The sequence below is a fragment of the Methylobacterium variabile genome (assembly GCF_001043975.1).
Lineage (GTDB): Bacteria > Pseudomonadota > Alphaproteobacteria > Rhizobiales > Beijerinckiaceae > Methylobacterium > Methylobacterium variabile.
This window is the reverse complement of sequence record NZ_LABY01000110.1, coordinates 39004-57214: the sequence shown is the minus strand read 5'-3', so window position 1 is coordinate 57214 and position 18211 is coordinate 39004. Positions and strand designations below refer to the sequence as shown.

19 protein-coding genes and 1 pseudogene are annotated in these 18211 nt (G+C 72.2%); 7 read left to right on the top strand and 13 right to left on the bottom strand.

The annotated features are described in order from the left end of the window. From VQ02_RS39210 to VQ02_RS16720, 4 genes and pseudogenes are all read left to right on the top strand, one after another. Positions 1 to 166: pseudogene (locus VQ02_RS39210) on the top strand (geranylgeranyl diphosphate reductase); the annotation flags it as partial. Then, positions 166 to 651, top strand: a complete 486-nt coding sequence (locus VQ02_RS16730; protein WP_048445330.1) for a TspO/MBR family protein — start codon at positions 166 to 168, stop codon at positions 649 to 651. The pseudogene VQ02_RS39210 and the gene VQ02_RS16730, both read left to right, overlap by 1 nt. 247 nt (positions 652 to 898) lie before the next feature. Then, positions 899 to 1168, top strand: coding sequence for a hypothetical protein (locus VQ02_RS16725; protein WP_048445329.1), 270 nt, complete (start codon positions 899 to 901; stop codon positions 1166 to 1168). Between the two features lie 19 nt (positions 1169 to 1187). Beyond that, positions 1188 to 2729: a cytochrome c gene (locus VQ02_RS16720; RefSeq protein WP_048445328.1), complete on the top strand. Its 1542-nt coding sequence runs from the start codon at positions 1188 to 1190 to the stop codon at positions 2727 to 2729. A gap of 462 nt (positions 2730 to 3191) precedes the next feature. Here VQ02_RS16720 and VQ02_RS38250 read toward each other — a convergent pair whose 3' ends face one another. The 13 genes from VQ02_RS38250 to VQ02_RS16660 form a co-directional block, all read right to left on the bottom strand. Beyond that, entirely contained in the window at positions 3192 to 3368 is a 177-nt protein-coding gene (locus VQ02_RS38250; protein ID WP_245239759.1) for a hypothetical protein, read from the bottom strand. Between the two features lie 302 nt (positions 3369 to 3670). After that, positions 3671 to 4714, bottom strand: a complete 1044-nt coding sequence (pufC, locus tag VQ02_RS16715; RefSeq protein ID WP_048445327.1) for a photosynthetic reaction center cytochrome PufC — start codon at positions 4712 to 4714, stop codon at positions 3671 to 3673. Next, positions 4711 to 5706: a photosynthetic reaction center subunit M gene (gene pufM, locus VQ02_RS16710; RefSeq protein ID WP_048445326.1), complete on the bottom strand. Its 996-nt coding sequence runs from the start codon at positions 5704 to 5706 to the stop codon at positions 4711 to 4713. Before pufM ends, pufC begins: the two co-directional genes overlap by 4 nt. A 46-nt stretch (positions 5707 to 5752) precedes the next feature. Continuing rightward, positions 5753 to 6577, bottom strand: coding sequence for a photosynthetic reaction center subunit L (pufL, locus tag VQ02_RS16705; RefSeq protein WP_048445325.1), 825 nt, complete (start codon positions 6575 to 6577; stop codon positions 5753 to 5755). Between the two features lie 116 nt (positions 6578 to 6693). Further along, positions 6694 to 6873: a light-harvesting antenna LH1, alpha subunit gene (pufA, locus tag VQ02_RS16700; RefSeq protein WP_048445324.1), complete on the bottom strand. Its 180-nt coding sequence runs from the start codon at positions 6871 to 6873 to the stop codon at positions 6694 to 6696. Between the two features lie 16 nt (positions 6874 to 6889). Next, on the bottom strand, positions 6890 to 7120 hold the full coding sequence (pufB, locus tag VQ02_RS16695; protein WP_048445323.1) for a light-harvesting antenna LH1, beta subunit: 231 nt from the start codon (positions 7118 to 7120) through the stop codon (positions 6890 to 6892). A gap of 183 nt (positions 7121 to 7303) precedes the next feature. After that, positions 7304 to 7519, bottom strand: coding sequence for a hypothetical protein (locus VQ02_RS16690; protein ID WP_048445322.1), 216 nt, complete (start codon positions 7517 to 7519; stop codon positions 7304 to 7306). A gap of 91 nt (positions 7520 to 7610) precedes the next feature. Further along, positions 7611 to 9074 carry a chlorophyllide a reductase subunit Z gene (gene bchZ / locus VQ02_RS16685; protein WP_048445321.1) on the bottom strand — a complete coding sequence of 488 codons (1464 nt, stop codon included), beginning with the start codon at positions 9072 to 9074 and terminating at the stop codon, positions 7611 to 7613. Next, positions 9074 to 10609 (bottom strand): chlorophyllide a reductase subunit Y, encoded by a 1536-nt coding sequence (gene bchY, locus VQ02_RS16680; protein ID WP_048445320.1) that lies wholly within the window; start codon positions 10607 to 10609, stop codon positions 9074 to 9076. Before bchY ends, bchZ begins: the two co-directional genes overlap by 1 nt. A gap of 2 nt (positions 10610 to 10611) precedes the next feature. After that, the gene (locus VQ02_RS16675; protein ID WP_048445319.1) at positions 10612 to 11616 is read right to left on the bottom strand and encodes a chlorophyllide a reductase iron protein subunit X; all 1005 of its coding nucleotides are present in this window, start codon (positions 11614 to 11616) and stop codon (positions 10612 to 10614) included. Continuing rightward, positions 11613 to 12548 carry a chlorophyll synthesis pathway protein BchC gene (bchC, locus tag VQ02_RS16670; RefSeq protein ID WP_048445318.1) on the bottom strand — a complete coding sequence of 312 codons (936 nt, stop codon included), beginning with the start codon at positions 12546 to 12548 and terminating at the stop codon, positions 11613 to 11615. The genes VQ02_RS16675 and bchC overlap by 4 nt, the downstream gene beginning before the upstream one ends. A 132-nt stretch (positions 12549 to 12680) precedes the next feature. Next, complete coding sequence (locus VQ02_RS16665; RefSeq protein WP_048445317.1) at positions 12681 to 13865, bottom strand: methyltransferase; 1185 nt, start codon at positions 13863 to 13865, stop codon at positions 12681 to 12683. 236 nt (positions 13866 to 14101) lie between these two features. Next, positions 14102 to 14974 (bottom strand): polyprenyl synthetase family protein, encoded by an 873-nt coding sequence (locus tag VQ02_RS16660; RefSeq protein ID WP_048445316.1) that lies wholly within the window; start codon positions 14972 to 14974, stop codon positions 14102 to 14104. 84 nt (positions 14975 to 15058) lie between these two features. Here VQ02_RS16660 and crtD point away from each other — a divergent pair, with 84 nt between their 5' ends. The 3 genes from crtD (at position 15059) to VQ02_RS16645 (ending at position 18064) form a co-directional block, all read left to right on the top strand. Then, positions 15059 to 16576 carry a 1-hydroxycarotenoid 3,4-desaturase CrtD gene (gene crtD, locus VQ02_RS16655; RefSeq protein WP_048445339.1) on the top strand — a complete coding sequence of 506 codons (1518 nt, stop codon included), beginning with the start codon at positions 15059 to 15061 and terminating at the stop codon, positions 16574 to 16576. Then, positions 16573 to 17472, top strand: a complete 900-nt coding sequence (locus VQ02_RS16650; RefSeq protein ID WP_048445338.1) for a carotenoid 1,2-hydratase — start codon at positions 16573 to 16575, stop codon at positions 17470 to 17472. The genes crtD and VQ02_RS16650 overlap by 4 nt, the downstream gene beginning before the upstream one ends. Before the next feature lie 61 nt (positions 17473 to 17533). Further along, positions 17534 to 18064 (top strand): phosphate-starvation-inducible PsiE family protein, encoded by a 531-nt coding sequence (locus VQ02_RS16645; protein WP_048445315.1) that lies wholly within the window; start codon positions 17534 to 17536, stop codon positions 18062 to 18064. Positions 18065 to 18211: the final 147 nt, after the last annotated feature.

Below are 18211 nucleotides of genomic sequence, written 5' to 3'. Positions count from 1 at the left end.
CGACGCCCTGCGCGAGCGCTTCGTCAGCATCTGCCGCGACCCCGACGTGCAATCCCTCACCTGGGACGCCTACATGAACAAGGAGCTGGTGCGGGCGCGTCCCGCCGCCCACGCGCGGATCTTCTTCAAGGACCTCGCCCACCTCTTCCGCTGGGTCTCGCCGTGATGGAGAGCGTGAGCGGGCGCTGGGGCCCGGTCGCGGTGGCGGCCGTCTCGGCCGTCGTGGTCGCAGGCGCAGGAGCGTGGCTCACGGCGCTCGGACCCTGGTACCGGAGCCTGCGGGTGCCGTCTTGGAAGCCGCCCGACTGGGCCTTCGGGCCGGTCTGGACCGCCATCTTCACCCTCACGGCGGTCGCCGGCGTGCTGGCCTGGAACGCCGCCCCGCAGGGCCCGGCGCGCCGCTGGCTCCTCGCCGCCTTCGCGGTGAACGGCATGCTCAACATCGCCTGGAGCGGCCTGTTCTTCCGCCTGCGCCGGCCGGACTGGGCGCTCGTCGAGGTGGCGGCGCTCTGGCTCTCGGTCGCGCTGCTGATGCTGGCGGTCGGGCGTCACTCGGGCGTTGGTGCGGCGCTCCTCGTGCCGTACCTGCTCTGGGTCGGCCTTGCCGGAATGCTCAACTGGTCGATCGTGCGCCTGAACAGACCGTTCTGACCGCATTCCCGTGCGACCCTCCAGTCGTCGGGCGGTTCACGTGCGTTCGACATCAGACAGAAAGCGTCGCGAGACACGGCGTCGATGGCCCCTGGATCCGGTTGCCGCTGATGCGACATCGTGAATCGTGGCGCGGTCTGCGCGGGCGCGCACCATGTTTTCGTGTTTGCAGGGCTGGAACCCGGCGTTTTCTAGGTTAGTTCCCCGATCGACTGCGCATCTTCGATGCGAATAGGAGGAAACACGCGTGCCGGACCTCCTCACGAGCGGCCACGTCGTCGATGTCGCGCTGCTGATCGTGGCCGCGGAGGCCGGCCTGCTCGTGCTGTGGCGCCGTCGGCGCCGGCCGGGACCGGGCGCGCTCCTCGTCAACCTCGCCTCGGGCGCCTGCCTGATGCTGGCCCTTCGCGCCGCCCTCGCGGGGGCGCCGGGATCCTGGCTCGCCGCCGCCCTCGCGGGGGCGGGCGCCGCCCACGTCGCCGATCTCTGGCTGCGGCTGCGGACCGCCGCCCGATGACCACAACCGGAGGAACCCCATGCGTCGTCAGCTCACGGCCCTGGTTCTCGGCTCCAGCGCGCTCGCCGGCAGCGCGGCGCTGGCGCAGCAGCCGGCGCCCTCCGACCTTGTCGAGAAGGGCCGCTACCTCGCCACGGCGGGCGACTGCGTCGCCTGCCACACGGCGCCGGGCGGCAAGCCTTTCGCGGGCGGCCTGTACATCAACTTCCCGGGGGGCATCGGCAAGCTCTCGACGCCGAACATCACCCCCGACAGGGAGACCGGCATCGGCACCTGGAGCGACGACGACTTCAAGCGCGCCATGCACGAGGGCATCACGAAGAACGGCAGCTACCTGTACCCCGCCTTCCCGTTCCCCTGGTACACGCGCATCACCGACGAGGACGTGCGGGCGATCAAGGCCTACCTGTTCTCGCTCGAGCCGGTGAACGCGCCGCGCAAGCCCGCCGACATCGCCTTCCCGTTCAGCATCCGCGACGGGCTGCTGGCCTGGCGGCTGGCGTTCTTCACCAACGGCCGCTTCCAGCCCGATCCGAAGGCGAGCGAGCAGGTCAATCGCGGCGCCTACCTGGTCGAGGGCCTCGGCCATTGCGGCGCCTGCCACAACGGCAGCAAGCTCGTCGGCGCCTCGCAGTGGAGCGGCTACCTCGAGGGTGGCACGATCGACGGCTGGTACGCCCCGAACCTGTCGGGCGACGACAAGGAAGGCCTCGGCCTCTGGAGCGAGGATCAGCTCTTCACCTACCTCAAGACCGGCGCCGCTCCGGGGCGCGCCGGCGTCGTCGCCGGGCCGATGCGGCAGGTGATCGAGGAGAGCCTGAGCAAGATGAGCGACGGCGACGTGCGCGCCATCGCGGCCTACCTCAAGACGCTGGCGCCGAAGCCGACCTACACGCCCGACGTGAAGTCCGACTTCAAGTCCGCCTCGACGGCGCCCGGCGCCGACACCTACCTGAACCGCTGCGTTGCCTGCCACCGGCCGGACGGCCAGGGCCAGCCGGGGGCGATCCCGGCGCTCGCCGGCAACGGCGCGGTGCTGGCGAAGGGGCCGGAGACGGTCATCCGGGTGATCCTCGGCGGGCTCGACGCCAAGGGCGAGTACGCCGCCATGCCGGCGGTGGGCGTCGGCATGACCGACGCCGAGATCGCCGACGTGACGAACTACGTCCGCCAGACCTTCGGCAACCAGGCCCCACCGACGGCCGAGCCCGGCCAGGTGGCGACCTTGCGCGCCGAGACGCAGACGATGCTCGCCGGCAACGCCCCCTGCGCGACCGTGGCCGATCCCGCCCTGGCCGAAGCCCTGAGCCGGGCCGATGCCGCCGGCCAGCTCAAGGACGTCAAGGCCGAGCAGATCCTGCCCCGCGTCGCCACCCTGCTGCCCGCGGTACGCCAGGCCGCCCCGCAGGCGGGCTCGGCCGAGTTGGTGAACGGCCTCACCGCCACCTTCTGCCAGGCGGCCGACCGGGCCGCGATCGGGCTCGACTGGCCGACGGCGCTCGGCACCTTCGCGGGCGTGGTCTACGGGCAGCTCAAGAACCCGAGCCGGGTGGAGAAGTAGGCGCGGAGCGTCGATCCGGTTCCGATCCGGACCTGCCCTGGCAGGCTTGCCTCGAACCCTTCCCCGTCGCGGGGGAGGGTTCAAACGCGCGATCCGAAATGTAACGGCCTGTCCGACCTGAACAGCAGAATTTAAACCCTCCTGGTCATTCCGGGGCCGCGCAGCGGAACCTGGAATCCAGAGCCGCAGGATGTTCAGGATAGAGCGGAACGCAAGTCGCCTTGCCCGACACCACCTGAGTTTCTGGATTCCGGGCTCCGCTTTCGCGGCCCCGGAATGACCAGGAGGGTGTCAAGACTGTTGGATACAGTCAGGCACACTCTTTCCGAGACAAGGGCTGATCTGCCGACAGCGCCGGGTCCTCGCGGGCAGGCGGCCAATCCGTCCTGAGTTCCTCCGCCCGCTCCGGGCCAGGAAAGGGCGGAGGCGGTCGAGATCGTCCGATCCCGCCCACCCAATCCCCTAGCGCGGATCCACCCCCTGCTGCGGCCGCGGCGGGCCGCCGTGATGGTCGGTGAAGCTCGAGCGCTCGCCGGTCTCCTTCGCGCGCTGGACCCTCATCCGCTGCCAGATGAGGAACAGGATGACCAGCGCGAAGGTCGTGAAGGCAAGCATGTAGATCAGGCCGGAATCGCCCATGGCTGTTTCCTCCGGAGGCGCCCTCGAGGGTGCGGGTTCCCAGGGGTGCAGGTTGTGGAACGGCGGGCGCTCCGCGGCCGGGCCGCTACCGCACGTGACAGTCCAACTCCCGTGACCCCTTAATCCGCTGATGCGGCAAATTGTCGTGAGAAAAGACGCGACGAACCAGCAATTCAGGCGGGGCGATCCGATATGCATTGCAAGCAATCGATCGTCCCTCTTCGCTCTCTCAGATGCGGAACGGCCCCGGCTCCTTTCGGAGACGGGGCCGCATCGCAGCGGGAGCCGCGGCCAATGCCCCGCTACTGCGCGGCCTTCGGCGTGCCGGCGAGCTCGGGATAATCCTTGAGCATGGCGGCGCCGTTGAGCGGCTTGACGAGGCCCTGGTGGCAGGTGGTGCAGTTCGTCTTCGGCGGGTCGCCCTCCGGCCCGAGCCGGGCTTCCGGCAGCACCGGCGTCAGCGGCGTGATGTAGTTGCCGTTGATGTCGCGCACCATCCGGATGCCGTGCCAGGCGGAGACGCGCTTGGGCGTGCTCTCCTCCCAGGAGGAGAAGGCGCGGCTGTTGTGGCAGTAGGTGCAGTTCACGCCGAGCCCTTCGGACATGTGGATCATCAGGGCGTAGGTCCGCTCCGTGGTCTGGAGGGGCTTCGACGGGGCGGTGGGCAGGGCGGTGGTCGCCGCGACGCGCACGGCGTTCTGGTCGACGTCCTTGTCGCCGAGCAGCTCCTTGAAGGGATCGTAGTTCAGCGAGGTGAGGCCGGCCTCCGGGCTCGGATGGTTCTGGCCGCCGTCCCGGGCCGCGAAGCCCTGGGCGTGGGGCGGGCCGGGATTGTCGTGCCAGACGGCCTGCGGCACCGGGTTGCCGCGGTGGCAGGTGTAGCAGGTCACGCCGGTCTGCCCGACGTGGCTCTTCCAGTCCGCGTTGATGTGGCGGACCATGCGGAGCATCGAGCGGGCCACGGTCTTCGCGTAGACGCTGTCGTCGGCCATGTTCTCGACGTTGTGGCAGTAGGCGCAGCCCTGCTCGGGCGACACCCACTCGGTGATCGAGGCCATCACGCGGTTGAACTGGTCGGTCGTGAGGTCGGTCAGCACCTGCACGTTCTGGTAGGTCTGCGTCGCCGGCTCGCCGCCGGGAGGAGCGGGGTCCTGGGCCGGGGGCGCGGCGTTCGCCTCGATCTGCGCTGCCAGGGTGCGGGGATTCTGCACCTGGACCATGCCGGTGCCGCGAAACCCCGTCTGCTCGGAGCGAACCGGCGGGCGCGTCCAGCCCGCGGTGCCGAACATCGCGCCGGTGAGCAGCACCGCCACCACGACGCCGAGGATCTGCAGGGCGAGCTTCATGGCGTGCCTCCCGGATTGGCCAGGGGTGAGGTGGCGAGGGGATCGACCACCGGCCCGTAGATCAGCGGGTAGTGCGGGGCGACGCCGTGCTTGACCGCCCAGAGATACCAGTTGTCGACGACCGTGCCGGTGAGCAGGATGCCGATGCCGCCGGTCAGCGTGGTCAGGAACGCGAACCACCACAGCCAGCGGTGGACCGACTCCATGGTGGCGTTGAAGCCCATGGTCCAGCGCCAGAACAGGGCGGCGCGCTCGGTCGCGGTGCCACGATCCACGATCTGCTCGATCTCACGCTCGCCACCGTAGCGGCTCACCGCCAGGATGGTGGCGCCGTGCATGGCAAAGAGCAGCGTCGACCCGTACAGGAAGACGATCGAGAGCATGTGGAACGGGTTGTAGAACAGGTTGCCGTAGCGCAGCGAGAACGCCGCCGTCCAGTCGAGGTGCGGAAAGATCCCGAACGGCACCGCCTCGCTCCAGCTCCCCATCAGGATCGGCCGGATGAAGCCGAGTACGAGGTAGAGCCAGATCGCCGAGGCGAAGGCCCAGGGCACGTGGTAGCCCAAGCCCAGCGCGCGGGCGCGGCGGAAGAGCCGGACCCACCAGAGCAGGATCGACACCGTCAGGAAGAAGCCGGCCAGCAGCCACCAGCCGCCCTCGGCCAGCGGCGGCAGGATCTTGAGCCCGTGCTCCGGTCGGGGCGGCTCGAGGGCGAGCCAGGGGAGTTGCCGGATGAACTGGACCGGATCCCAGTTCACCGAGGCCCACATGTTGAGGCCGATGATCTCGAAGGCGATGAACCCGCTCACCAGCGACAGCGTGCCGAGGGTGCCGAGATAGATCGGCCCGACCTGGGCGTTGCCGACGAGGCCGGCGAGGTAGCTGAAGCCTCCCTTGCCGACGCGCTTCTCGATCTCCGGGATCGTGACGCCGGCTTCCGGGTGGAGCGGATGGACCTGCACCTGCGTGTAGATGTTCTGGTAATACCCCATGGCGGCGGCTGCCTTCTGCCGGGTTGCGTCGCGGAATCGGTGGTCCTCAGCGCCAGACCGGCAGGTTCAGCCACCAGCCCCACCATTCGGGCCAGCCGCGGGTCCAGAAGGGGCCGCTGATGACGATGCAGACCGCGCTCCAGAATCCGGCCGAGAGGGCGAGGAACAGGCCGAGGCGGTGGATGCCGAGCGTGCCGATCGAGTAGCCGATCGTGTCCCGGAAGTAGGTGTCCTCGTGCTCGGGCGTCTTCACCACCTCGCCCTTGCCGGGATTAGTCGATGACAGGATCAGCGAGCCGTGCAGCGACAGCGCGAAGGTCGTCGTGAAGAAAAACGTCACGGCGAGCATGTGCGCAGGATTGTAATGGAAGTGGAGGTACTGGTAGCCGACGTTCGACACCCAGTCGAGGTGACTCAGGATCCCATAGGGAAAGCCGTGGCCCCAGGCGCCCATCAGCAGCGGGCGGACCACCACCAGCGTCACGTAGGCGAGGATCGCCACCGCGAAGGCGACCGGCACGTGGTAGCCGATGCCGAGCTTGCGGCAGATCTCGACCTCGCGCAGGGCCCACGAGCCGAAGGCCCCGATGGCGCAGAAGGTGATGATCTGCCACAGGCCGCCCTCGCGCAGCGGCGCCAGGGCCAGCCCGTACTTCAGGTCGGGCGGCGCGATGTTGATCTGCCAGACGTTCCAGGTGGGCCCGAGCGCCGCGCCCCAGACGATCAGGCCGGTGCCGAGCAGGCTGAAGAACAGGGTCGTGACCCCGAAGAAGCCGACGTAGAACGGTCCGACCCAGAAGTCGAACAGGTCGCCGCCGAGCAGCGTGCCGCCGCGGACCCGGTATTTCCGCTCGAAATTCAGCATGGCCATGGCGCGGCCCTCCCCGTCCGCGAAGAATCCGTGGGATCCGCGGACGGGCTCCAGGGAGCCCGTCCGCGGCGTGGGGCGCCCGCGCGGCGGGCGCCCGGATCCGATCGAGCCGGCCGTCAGGTCGGCAGGACGAGGCTGTGGGCGATCTCGGCCTTCTTCACCGCGGGCCCTTCCAGCCAGTTGAACCGGCTGGTGCTGAGCAGGATGAAGTGGATCAGCAGGGCGAGGACGAAGAGGAAGGTGAAGAGCGCCACCAGCGTGCGGCGCGGGTCGAAGAGAAGCCAGACCTTGTGCATGGCGGTCGTTCCTTCCTCACGAGACGAAGGGCAGGAGGCTGCTGGCGGCGACCTTCACGCCGCTCTCCAGCGCGGAGTAGCCGTTCGGCCCCGGCAGCCAGGGCCGCCACAGCCAGACGAGGAAGTGCGCGACGACCGCGATCGCCGTGAAGATGATGAAGCTCGTGACGAAGATGCCGTGGAACTCCTTCGCCTCGTCTTCGGTAAGACCGGATAGTACACTGGGTTTGTCGGTGCCGTTGGCCATTGCCGAACCTCCGGATGCGGATCCGCGCGGGGGGCCCCGCGCGGGTTTGCCCGGCCCTGAGGGACGGGCGGTCTCTCCGCCGTCGGCGACGACGGCGGAAACTCGGCCCGAGACGGTCAGGCCAGAGGGTTCAGCCCGATGGACTCATCCCGAAACGCTCATCCCGGACGATCCTCCATTCGGTCATCCCATGAAGGCGAAGGGGATGGCCGAGAGGGCCATCGCCCGGGCCTCGCCGAACACGGAGCGCCGGGGACCGGGGGGCACGGCGTCGCGGCCCGGGCGGAGGCGTTGCAGGACGGCGGCGACCAGGAAGACCGGGTAGGTCGCCGCCAGGATGGTCCGGAACTGGACCTGCTCCGAACGGGACCGCGAAACCGTGACGAACGGACGGGACATGACGTCGGATCTCCTCCTCCTCGCGGCCTGAACGGCGCGCGGGCCTTCTCGAAGGACCGGCGCGGCAGGGGCCGCGCCGGTCGCGCGGCGGTCAGGCCGCCGCTGCGAGCGCGACGCGGGCGCGCTCGACGCAGAGCTCGGTCACGCGCTCGGACCCGGCCCGGCGGGCCTCGCGCTCGGCGGCGTCGCGCAGGCGCTTGGCGAAGGAGATCCGCACCAGCACCGGGCTCGCCGCCACCGAGGCGTCGAGGCGCAGCCGCGCGTCGTCGTCCCAGGGCAGTTCCCGGTGCGCCCGCGCGGGGGTCGCCTCGACGGCGTCGAGGTCGCGGGCGAGGGGCAGGATGTGGAAGAGCGCGTCGAACAGCGCGTTGCAGACCTCCTGCACCAGGTAGGTCGCGCCCGAGTAGCCCATGAACGGCGTGCCGGTATGCCGCCGCACCACCGCGCCCGGGAACGAGGCCGGCACGAAGACCGCCCTCCCCCCGCTCTCGGCGAGGTACATGCGCTCGTTGTAGGAGCCGAACAGCACCAGCGGCGGCGTCTCGCGGATCGCGCGGGCCACCGCGGCGTTGTCGGGCTTCGTCCCGGCCGTGCGCGCGAAGCTGAACCGGCAGGGCAGGCCCATCTCTTCCTCGAGGAAATGGCGCAGGCCCCTCGCGTAGGTCTCGGTCGCCACCACCCCGAAGCTCGCCGAGGCGAAGAAGTCCTGCGTCACCGAGCGCCAGAGGTCCCAAAGGGGTTTGAGCGTGGTGTGCTTCTCGCGCGCGATGAACGGCTCGGGATCGAGACCGAGGATCTCGCTCAGCGCGCGGAGGAACTTCGTGGTGCTGTGCACGCCGATCGGCGCCTGGAGGTAGGGCCGGTCGAGGGATTCGCAGAGGAGCCGCCCGAACTCGCGGTAGAGGCAGACATTGGCGTCGGCCTCGACGAGGCGCGGGATGTCGGCGAGATGGGTGCCGAGGGGGAAGACGAGGTTCACCTCCGCGCCGATGCCCTCGACGAGGCGCCGGATCTCGGCGAGGTCGGAGGGCATGTTGAAGGTGCCGTAGGCCGGGCCGATCAGGTTCACCCGGGGCTTCACCCCCGGTGCGCGCTCCGGCCGGGACGGGATCACGCCCTTCCTGGCCGCCTTCTTCGCCCCGTACTCGTTCCAGAGCCAGGACAGGGCGCGGTCGGCGGCCTGCCACTGGTCCTCGTCGATGGTACGGGGCAGGAAGCGCTGGAGGTTGGTGCCCTCCGGCGTGACGCCGCCGCCGATCATCTCGGCGATCGAGCCGGTGACGACGACGCTCGGCTGGGCCGGATCGAGGGTCGCATGGGCGCGCCGCATCGCGCCCTCGGTGCCGTGGCGGCCCAACTCCTCCTCGGCGAGGCCCGTGACGACGATCGGCAATTCGTGCGGGGGCAGCGCGTCGGTGTAGTGCAGCACCGAGGTCACCGGCAGGTTCTCGCAGCCGACGGGACCGTCGATGACGACCTGGAGACCCTTCACCGCGGTGAAGACGTAGACGGCGCCCCAGTAGCCGCCGGCGCGGTCGTGATCGAGGACGAGCATCAGGCCGTCTCCCCGATCGGTGTCGCGGCCGGCATCCGCTTCGGCGCCGCGCGCTTCTGCGGCACCTCCTCCCAGATGCCGGCGGCGTGGGCCTCGCCGATTCCGGCGAAGAAGTCGCGCATGGCGGCGAAGCGCGCGGCTTGCGCCATCGCCCCATTGACGACCTGCGCGAGCGAGCCGGCGCCCGCCACGCTCATCAGCGGGCGCGCCGAGATCAGGTTGGTGAAGTAGAGGGCGGGGATCGCCCGCTCCTTGGCCTTCTGCACCACCGGGGTGGTGCCGATCGCGAGGTCGGGCCGGACGTCCTCGACCGCCGCGAGGTCCTGCTCGAGGGAGGCGCGGAACTGCACCCGGCAGCCCCGGGCCTCGAGCCAGTCCCGGTCGACCTCCGAGAACCGGGTCCGCGGGCAGGCGGTGCCGACATAGGGCACCTCGGCCCCGCTCTCGACGAGGAGTCGCGCCACGAGGAGTTCCGAGCCCTCGTAGCCGGTGAGCGTGATGCGGCCGCGGATCGGGTTCGCGGCGAGCGCGCCACGGATCGCCGGCAGGAACCGGTTCTTGGCCGCCTCGACGGCGGGGCGGGCGACGGCGCAGGCCTCGCCCACCGCGTCGAGCCAGGCCGCCGTGCCATCGAAGCCGACGGGTGCCGAGGCGACGGCCGGGCGGCCCGCCGCCTCGAACTCGCGCAAGGACGCGGTGTAGAACGGGTGGATCGCCGCCACCGCCGCACTGTCGAGCGCGGCGTAGAGCTCGCGCCACTCCCGCGTCGGCACGACGGGCCCTGCCGCCAGGCCCAGCGGCTCGAGGAGCGCGCCGATCTGGATCGGGTCGGCGGGGAACATCTCGCCGAGAAGCGAGACGGTCGGGCGCCCGTCACGGCCCTGTCGGGGCGCCGCGACGGGGCCCTGCTCCGCCTCGCTGCGCGCGACCCTCAGCATCGCGCCGGCGAGCACGTCCTTGGCCTCGGCGTGGGTCGGCACGCCGAAGCCCGGCACGTCGATGCCGATGATCCGCACCCCGTCGATCTCGCGCGGCAGGAGCCGCAGCGGCACGCCCGACGCGGTCGGCACGCACAGGTTGATGACCACCACGGCGTCGTGGAGCGCCGGATCGGCGGTGGCGCGCACCGCGTCGCGGATGTCCTCGAACAGCTTGCCGGTGACCAGCGTCTCGGAGTTGAACGGCACGTAGCCGACCGTCCGCCGCGCGCCGTAGAAGTGCGAGGTGAAGGTGAGGCCGTAGACGCAGCAGGCCGAGCCCGACAGGATCGTGGCGGTGCGCCGCATGCGCAGGCCGACCCTGAGCGCGCCGAAGGCCGGGCACATGCTCTGCGGCTGGTCGTGCGGGCCGGCCGGATAGTCGCGCTTCAGGGCGTCGAGGGTCTCGCCCATGCCGGCCGCCGCGGCGGCTCGGGCCATCGTCTCCTTGCCGGAATGGCAGCCGAGCCCGTCCTGGCGGGTCGCCGCGAGGTTCACCGGGGCGTCGACGGGCTCCGTCCGGGCGCGCAACGCCGCGAGGTCGAGGGAGGCGCCCATGGTCAGACCGCCTCGTAGACGACTTCGAGGGAGGGCCGGCGCTCGACCGGGCGGCCGCGCATGTCCGCGTCGCTCGCCGGATCCAGCACCACCCCGCGCCCGACCGCCTCGCCCTTGAACAGGCCGAGGAGCGCATCCTGGCTCAGGGGCTTGGGCTGATGCGGCAGGGCCGTCGCGACGTTGTCGGCGAGGCCGGCGAAGAGCGGGCCCCAGCGCCCGTCCGGGCGCCCGATGATCTCGTAGTTCGCGCTCTTCCTGCGGATGTCGTCGTCGGCCGGGATCGAGGCGAGGACCGGGATGCCGGCGGCCTCCGCGAAGGCCTGCGCCTCGCCGGTGCCGTCGTCCTTGTTGATGACGAGGCCGCCGACCCCGACATTGCCGCCGAGCTTGCGGAAGTACTCCACCGCCGAGCAGACGTTGTTGGCGACGTAGAGCGACTGCAGGTCGTTCGAGCCGACGACGATGACCTTCTGGCACATGTCGCGGGCGATCGGCAGGCCGAAGCCGCCGCAGACCACGTCGCCGAGGAAGTCGAGCAGGACATAGTCGAAGCCCCACTCGTGGAAGCCGAGCTTCTCGAGCAGCTCGAAGCCGTGGATGATGCCGCGCCCGCCGCAGCCGCGCCCGACCTCCGGCCCGCCGAGCTCCATCGCGAACACGCCGTCGCGCTTGAAGCAGACATCGCCGACCGCCACCGCCTCGCCGGCGAGCTTGCGCCTCGTCGAGGTCTCGATGATGGTCGGGCAGGCCCGGCCGCCGAAGAGCAGCGAGGTCGTGTCGCTCTTCGGGTCGCAGCCGATCAGCAGCACCCGCTTGCCCTGCTGGGCCAGCATGTAGGACAGGTTGGCGAGGGTGAAGCTCTTGCCGATGCCGCCCTTGCCGTAGATGGCGATCACCTGCGTCTCGCGGGTCGCCGGGCCCGGCTGCACGGGCGGGACGGGCATCGCGGCCTCCTGGCGCAGCAGCGTGGACTGGCGGAGGGCGGCTCCGTGGGGCGCGGCGTTCATGGGCGTGCTCTCCAGTCGAGGACCATCTTGAGGCAGTCGGGATCGCCGAAGGCCGTGCGGTAGGCGTCCGGCGCGTCCCCGGCCGGGCGTCGGTGGGTGACGAGGCCGTCGAGGGACAGGGTGCCGGCCCCGGCGAGCGCCGCCACCGCGTCGAGGTCGCCGGGCTGCCACTGCGCCGAGACCCGGATGCGCGCCTCGCGCAGGAAGGCGGGCGGGAAGGCGAAGGACAGCGGCGCCTCGTAGAAGCCCGCCAGCACCACCTCGCCGCCGGGCCTCAGCCGGGCGATCAGCGCGTCGAGGAGGCCGGCACCGCCGCTCGCGTCGATGATGCGGGCGTAAGCCGTCTCGTCCTGCGCCGGATCGACGACCGGGTAGCCGCAGGTGCCGCCGCGGCGGGCGGGCTCGCGCTCCCACACCACCGGATCGAGGCCGGAGAGCAGCGCCAGGCGCGCGAGCAGCCGCCCGAGCACGCCGTGCCCGACGACGAGCGTGCGCCCGCCCGGCTCGCCTCCCGCCAGGGCGTGGTGGGCGGTGGCCGCGAGCGCGAGGAGGATGCCGCGCTCGGAGAGCGATGCGGGGATCGGGCGCAGGCGGGCGCCCGCGGCGACGAGGTGCGAGGCCGCGCCGCCGAACAGCCCGCGGACCGGGCCGAAGCAGCGGGCGCCGGGCACGAACACCGTCTCGCCGACGCGCCGGCCCGAATCCGGCCCGGCCTCGACCACCCGCCCGACCGACTCGTAGCCCGGCACCAGCGGGTAGCCCATGCCGGGGAAGTCCGGCATCCGGCCCGACCAGAGCAGGCGCTCGGTGCCGGTGCTGATGCCGCTCCAGGCGACCTCGACGGTCGCGTCGGAGGGACCGGGCGCGTCGAGCACCAATCGTTCGAGACCGAGCCGTTCGGGACGGTCGAGGATCACGGCCTGCGCGTGCATGCGGTACGGCCCCCCGCCGGGTGCGGATGAGTGCCGCTCGAAGCGGCATTCGTCATCTTAGATGGACATATAAATGCGTCAAGTTGACTTTACAGTTGAGCCGGGCAAGCGGTCGGCGTTCCGGGGTGTTGGTCACGCGCGCGTGCCCGGCGCGGGTCCGGGCGCCGCCGTCGCGGAGAGCAGGCGCACCAGCATCGGGCGCCGCGTCGGGTGCTCGCGCACGCTCCCGAAACCCGCCTCGGCGAGCATTCCGGAGAGCTCGGCGGCGGTGCGGGGCCGCCCGCTGCCCATGGCGAGGAGGTAGAGGCCGAAATACGCGTCCCCCACCGGCTCGGCCCCCGGCGTCCCGGCCATCGGCTCGGCGAGGAGCAGCGTGCCGCCGGGGGGAAGGGCCTCGCGGGCGCTCCTCAGCAGGGCGAGGGCGGGCGCGTCGTTGTGGTCGTGCACGACCCGGACCAGCGACACCACGTCGGCCCCGCGCGGCAGGCCCGCGTGAAAGCTGCCGCCGAGCGCCGCCGCGCGCCCCGCCAGCCCCTCGTCCGCGAAGCGCCGGCCGGCCCGGGCCGCCACCGGCGGCAGGTCGAACAGGGTGATGCGCAGGTCCGGGGCGCTGCGCGCCGCCTCGACCGCGAAGGCGCCCTCCCCGCCGCCGACGTCGAGGAGATGGGTGTGGCGGCGCAGCGGATAGGCGTCGAGGATGTCGCGGGCGACGAGGGCCTGCGAGGCGCCCATGAGGGCGCCGTAGGGCGCCACCGCCGCCTCGCCGACGCCGGCCGGATCGTCGGCGCCCGCATAGGCCCAGTAGGCCGAGAGCCGCGTCGGTCCCCCGGTCCCGCGCAGCAGGGCCTCGGGATCGCGCAGGTCGTCGTAGAGCATCGCGTGGTGGGCGACCATCGCGGCGACGGACGGGTTGCCCAGCAGGGCGGCACCGAGGTCGCCGAGGGCGAAGCGTCCGTCGCGCAGGGCGGTGAGGAGCCCGAGCGAGGCGGCGGCCCGCAGCAGGCACAAGGCCCGGTCCGGCGGCAGGTCGAGGCGGCTGGCGATCGCCTCCGGCGCCATCGGCCCGTCGGCGAGCAGACGGAACAGGTCGAGGCGCAACGCGGCGGCGAGCACCTGCGCGTAGACGAAGCCGGCGCAGAGATCGAACAGCGCCCGCGCGTTGCGCCGCGCGATCGGCCGGGTCGGCGGGAAGGCGGCGGCGAGGCGCTGGAAGCGCGGGCTGGCGATGAGGCAGTGGCGCCAGGCGAGGAGGCGGTCGCGCCAGCCCGGGGGCGGGGCGACGGGAGTCGCGGGGAGGACGCGCGGGCCGGGCCTCATGACCCTCCCCCCTCTGCGTGGGAGGGTGGCGAGCGTAAGCGAGCGCAGCGGGACGCAGTCCCGCCGAGGGGGGAAGGCGCTTCGGGAGAGGCCGCGGCAACCGTGAAGGACGCCACATCCTGAACCGTCGCGCTGCCCCTCTCCCGCCCCACTGCGTGGGGCACCCTCCCCCGCAGAGGGGAGAGGGTTCGGCGGCGTGCGGCCCTGCGGGCGGGAGTGCCTCCGGCCATCGCGCCCTACGCCGCCAGCCCCTGCGCCAGCCGCGCCGGCAGGAACAGGCGGGTCTGGGCCAGGATCTCGTCGCGCAAGTCGTCGATGCCGGGGCAAGCGGGGATCACCTCCATCGCCTCGTGGGCGAGGTCGGAGAGGCGGCGCAGGGCCCCGTCCATGCCCAGCAGCGCCGCGGCGTTGGGCCGTCCGAGGGTGACGTCGCGCCCGACCGGCTTGCCGACCTCCTCCTGGCGGCAGGCGACGTCGCGCAGGTCGTCGGCGACCTGGTAGGCCTCGCCGAGATACTCGCCGAGGAGCCGCCAGGCCATCGGCTCGGACCCCGCCGCGGCGGCGCCCGTGACGGTGGCAGCGGCGAAGAGCGCGCCGGTCTTCGCCTGCTGGTAGACCGAGAGCCCGACGGTCGGCTCCGATTCCCAGGCCTGACCGGCCACGATGCCGGCGGGCGAGCCTACCGCGCGTGCCACCAGCCCGACGAGGGCGGCGAGGCGCGAGGGCGTCCGTGCGGCGCCGCGGGCGAGCGTCTCGAAGGCGAGCACGATCAGCGCGTCGCCGGTGAGGAGCGCCACCGGCTCGCCGTAGGCGACGTGGACCGAGGGCTTCTGGCGCCGCATCGCCGCGTCGTCGAAGCAGGGCAGGTCGTCGTGGACGAGCGAGGCGCAGTGCAGGAGCTCGATCGCCGCCGCCGCGGCGTCCGACGCCGCCGGGTCGTCGTCGCCGCAGGCCCGGGCCACCGCGAGGCAGAGCCGCGGCCGAATGCGGTGCCCGCCCGGGAAGACCGCGTAGCGGATCGCCTCCGCGAGGAGCGGGGGCGCCCCCGGCGCCTCCGCGTGGGACACGGCCACGTCCAGGGCCCGCTCGATGCGCCGACCGTCGTCCATGCGTCTCTCCCGTGCGTGTCAAATCGTTTGAACATTTCTTACTGTCAACTATGATTGACACTAATGCGGCGGGAGATCAACGGCATGCCGGACGAGCGGGTGGTGGTGATCGGGGCGGGGATCGGCGGGCTCGTCGCCGCGCTGAAGCTCGCTGCCTCCGGCGTGCCGGTGACGCTGGTCGAGAAGGAGGCCGCCCCGGGCGGCAAGATGCGCCGGGTGGCGGCCGGGCCCCGCCGCGTCGAGGCCGGCCCGACGGTCTTCACCATGCGCTGGGTCTTCGAGGAGGTCTTCTCCGAATGCGGGGCGGATCTCGCCTCCCGCGTGTCCCTGAGGCCCGCCGCACTGCTCGCCCGCCACGCCTGGAGCGCGAGCGAGCGCCTCGACCTCTTCGCCGATCCCGCCCGCTCCGAGGCCGCCATCGCGGCCTTCGCCGGGGCGCGGGAGGCGGAGGGCTTCCGCCGCTTCCGCGCCCGGGCCGGCGAGATCTACCGCACCCTCGAGGGGCCGTTCATCCGCGGCCAGCGACCGACGCCCATGGACCTCGCCCTGCGGGTCGGTCCATGGGGCATGGGCGACCTGTGGCGGATCCAGCCCTTCACCACCCTGTGGACCGCGCTCTGCGAGCATTTTCGCGATCCGCGCCTGCGCCAGCTCTTCGGCCGCTACGCCACCTATTGCGGCTCCTCGCCCTTCGCGGCCCCCGCGACCCTGATGCTCGTCGCCCATGTCGAGATGGAGGGGGTCTGGACCCTGGAGGGCGGCCTCTCCCGCCTCGCCGCCGCCGTCGCCGACCTCGCGGCGGAGCGCGGCGCGGTGCTGCGCTACGGGCAGGCCGCCAGCGAGATCGTCGTCGAGGGCGGGCGCGTCACCGCCGTGGTCCTCGCCGGCGGCGAGCGGCTGCCGGCGACGCGTGTGGTCGCGAATGCCGACGCCGCCGCCTTCGCCGCGGGGCTGTTCGGACCGGGCGCCGCCGACGCGGCCGATCCCGTGCCGGCGGCCGAGCGCTCGCTCTCGGCGGTGACCTTCGCGGTGGCAGGCCGGCCGGACGGCTTCCCGCTCGCGCGGCACAACGTGTTCTTCTCGCCCGACTACGCGCGCGAGTTCTCGGACATCAGTGGCGCCCGCCTGCCGCGGGACCCCACCGTCTACGTCTGCGCACAGGACCGCGGCGACAGCGCGCCGGACCGCGGCGGAGACGTGCAGGACCGGGACGACGGCGCGCCGCCGGATGCCCCCGAAGCCCTGCTCTGCCTCGTCAACGCGCCCGCGCGCGACGCCCCCCTGCCTCCCGAGGAGATCGCCCGATGCCACGACACGATGAGCCGGCGGCTCTCCGCCTGCGGCCTGACGATCTCCGAGACGGCGCGGGTGACGACGGCGCCGCCGGACTTCGCCCGGATGTTCCCGGCGACGGGGGGCGCGCTCTACGGGCGGGCCTCGCACGGCTGGATGGCGTCGTTCCGCCGCCCGGGGGCCCGCACGCGGCTGCCGGGCCTCTACCTGGCGGGGGGGAGCGTCCATCCGGGGCCGGGCGTGCCGATGGCGGCCCAGTCGGGCCGGCTCGCGGCGGCGAGCGTGCTGCGGGACCTCGGTTCGACCTGAGGGTCTGCCCCGGCGGCTACGCCTGGTGGTACGTCGACGGCGTCAGCGACGACGGCCGGCACGGGATCACCGTCATCGCGTTCCTCGGCAGCGTGTTCTCGCCCTACTACGCCTGGAGCGGACGCGCCGACCCGATCGATCACTCGGCCGTCAACGTGGTGCTCTACGGCAAGCCCGCGGCCTGGGCGATGACCGAGCGGCGGCGGCACAGCGTGGCGCGAGACGCCGCCTCCCTGGCGATCGGCCCGAGCTCCCTCGACTGGGACGGCACCGCGCTGACGATCCGGGTCGAGGAGGTGACGAGCCCCCTGCCCTCGCGCCTCTCCGGCACGATCCGGGTGCGGCCGGAGGGGATCACGCCCGGCCCCTTCACCCTCGACGCCGAGGGCCGGCACCGCTGGTGGCCGCTCAGCCCCGCCGCGCGGATCGAGGTGGCGTTCGACCGCCCCTCCCTGCACTGGCAGGGCCACGCCTATCTCGACACCAACGAGGGCGACGTGCCGCTCGAGCACTCGTTCCGGAGCTGGACCTGGTCGCGCTCCACGCTCCGCCACGGCGCCGCGATCCTCTACGACGTCCTGCGCCGCGACGGCAGCCGCCAGGACCTGTCGCTCCGCTTCGACCCGGACGGCACGCCGCGCCCGATCGAGCCGCCCGTTCCCGCGCCGCTGCCGCGCACGCTCTGGCGCCTGCCGCGCACGACGCGCAGCGACGACGGGACGGCCGCGGTGCTGCGCCGCTTCGAGGATGCGCCGTTCTACTCCCGCTCGCTGCTCTCGGCGCGGATCTGCGGCGAGGCGGTGCAGCCTGTCCACGAGGCGCTCTGCCTCGATCGCTTCAGCCATCCGCTGGTGCGCCTGATGCTGCCCTTCCGCATGCCGCGGGCGCTCCGCTGAGGTGCCCGGCGAGGCGCGAGGTTTCCCCACACGCACCAGGCCGCGACGCCGGGAGACAGCCATGGCCGACGACGTCAAGCAGCAGGACGACTCCCGGGAGGAGGGCGGGCGCCTGACGCGGCTCTCCGCCTTCGTCTTCCTGCACACCGAGCACGCGATCTACGCCGCCCTCGGCGTGCTGCTCGCCCTCACGGCGGTGATGGCGCTCGTCGACGCGGCGGGCCTGACCGGCAAGGCGATCCTGTCGCTCGGCGCCGCCTCGCAGCTCCTCGACGTGATCGACCGGCTGCTCTTCCTGCTGATGCTGGTCGAGATCCTGCACACCGTCCGGGTGTCGATGCGCTCGGGCAAGCTGACCTGCGAGCCGTTCCTGATCGTCGGGCTGATCGCCTCGATCCGGCGCGTCCTCGTCCTCACGCTCCAATCCGCGGAAGCGATGCATTCCACCGAGTGGACACCGCAGAAGGAGGCGCTGTTTCGTGCCTCGATGATCGAGCTCGGCGTCCTCGCGGTGCTGATCCTGGTCATGGTGGTGTCGATCTTCCTGCTCCACCGCGCCCGGGACGACGACGAGCCGGCCGGGGTCGAGTAGGTCGCACGGGCCGGCGTGCAACCGGCAGCCGACGCGCGGCATTGACTGGCGGTGTCACGCGCAATGAAGGGAGGCCCGCGATGGGCTTGCTGTTCTTCCTGGTCTTCGTCTGCCCGTGGATCGTGGTGGCGGTCCTCTCGAGCCGCG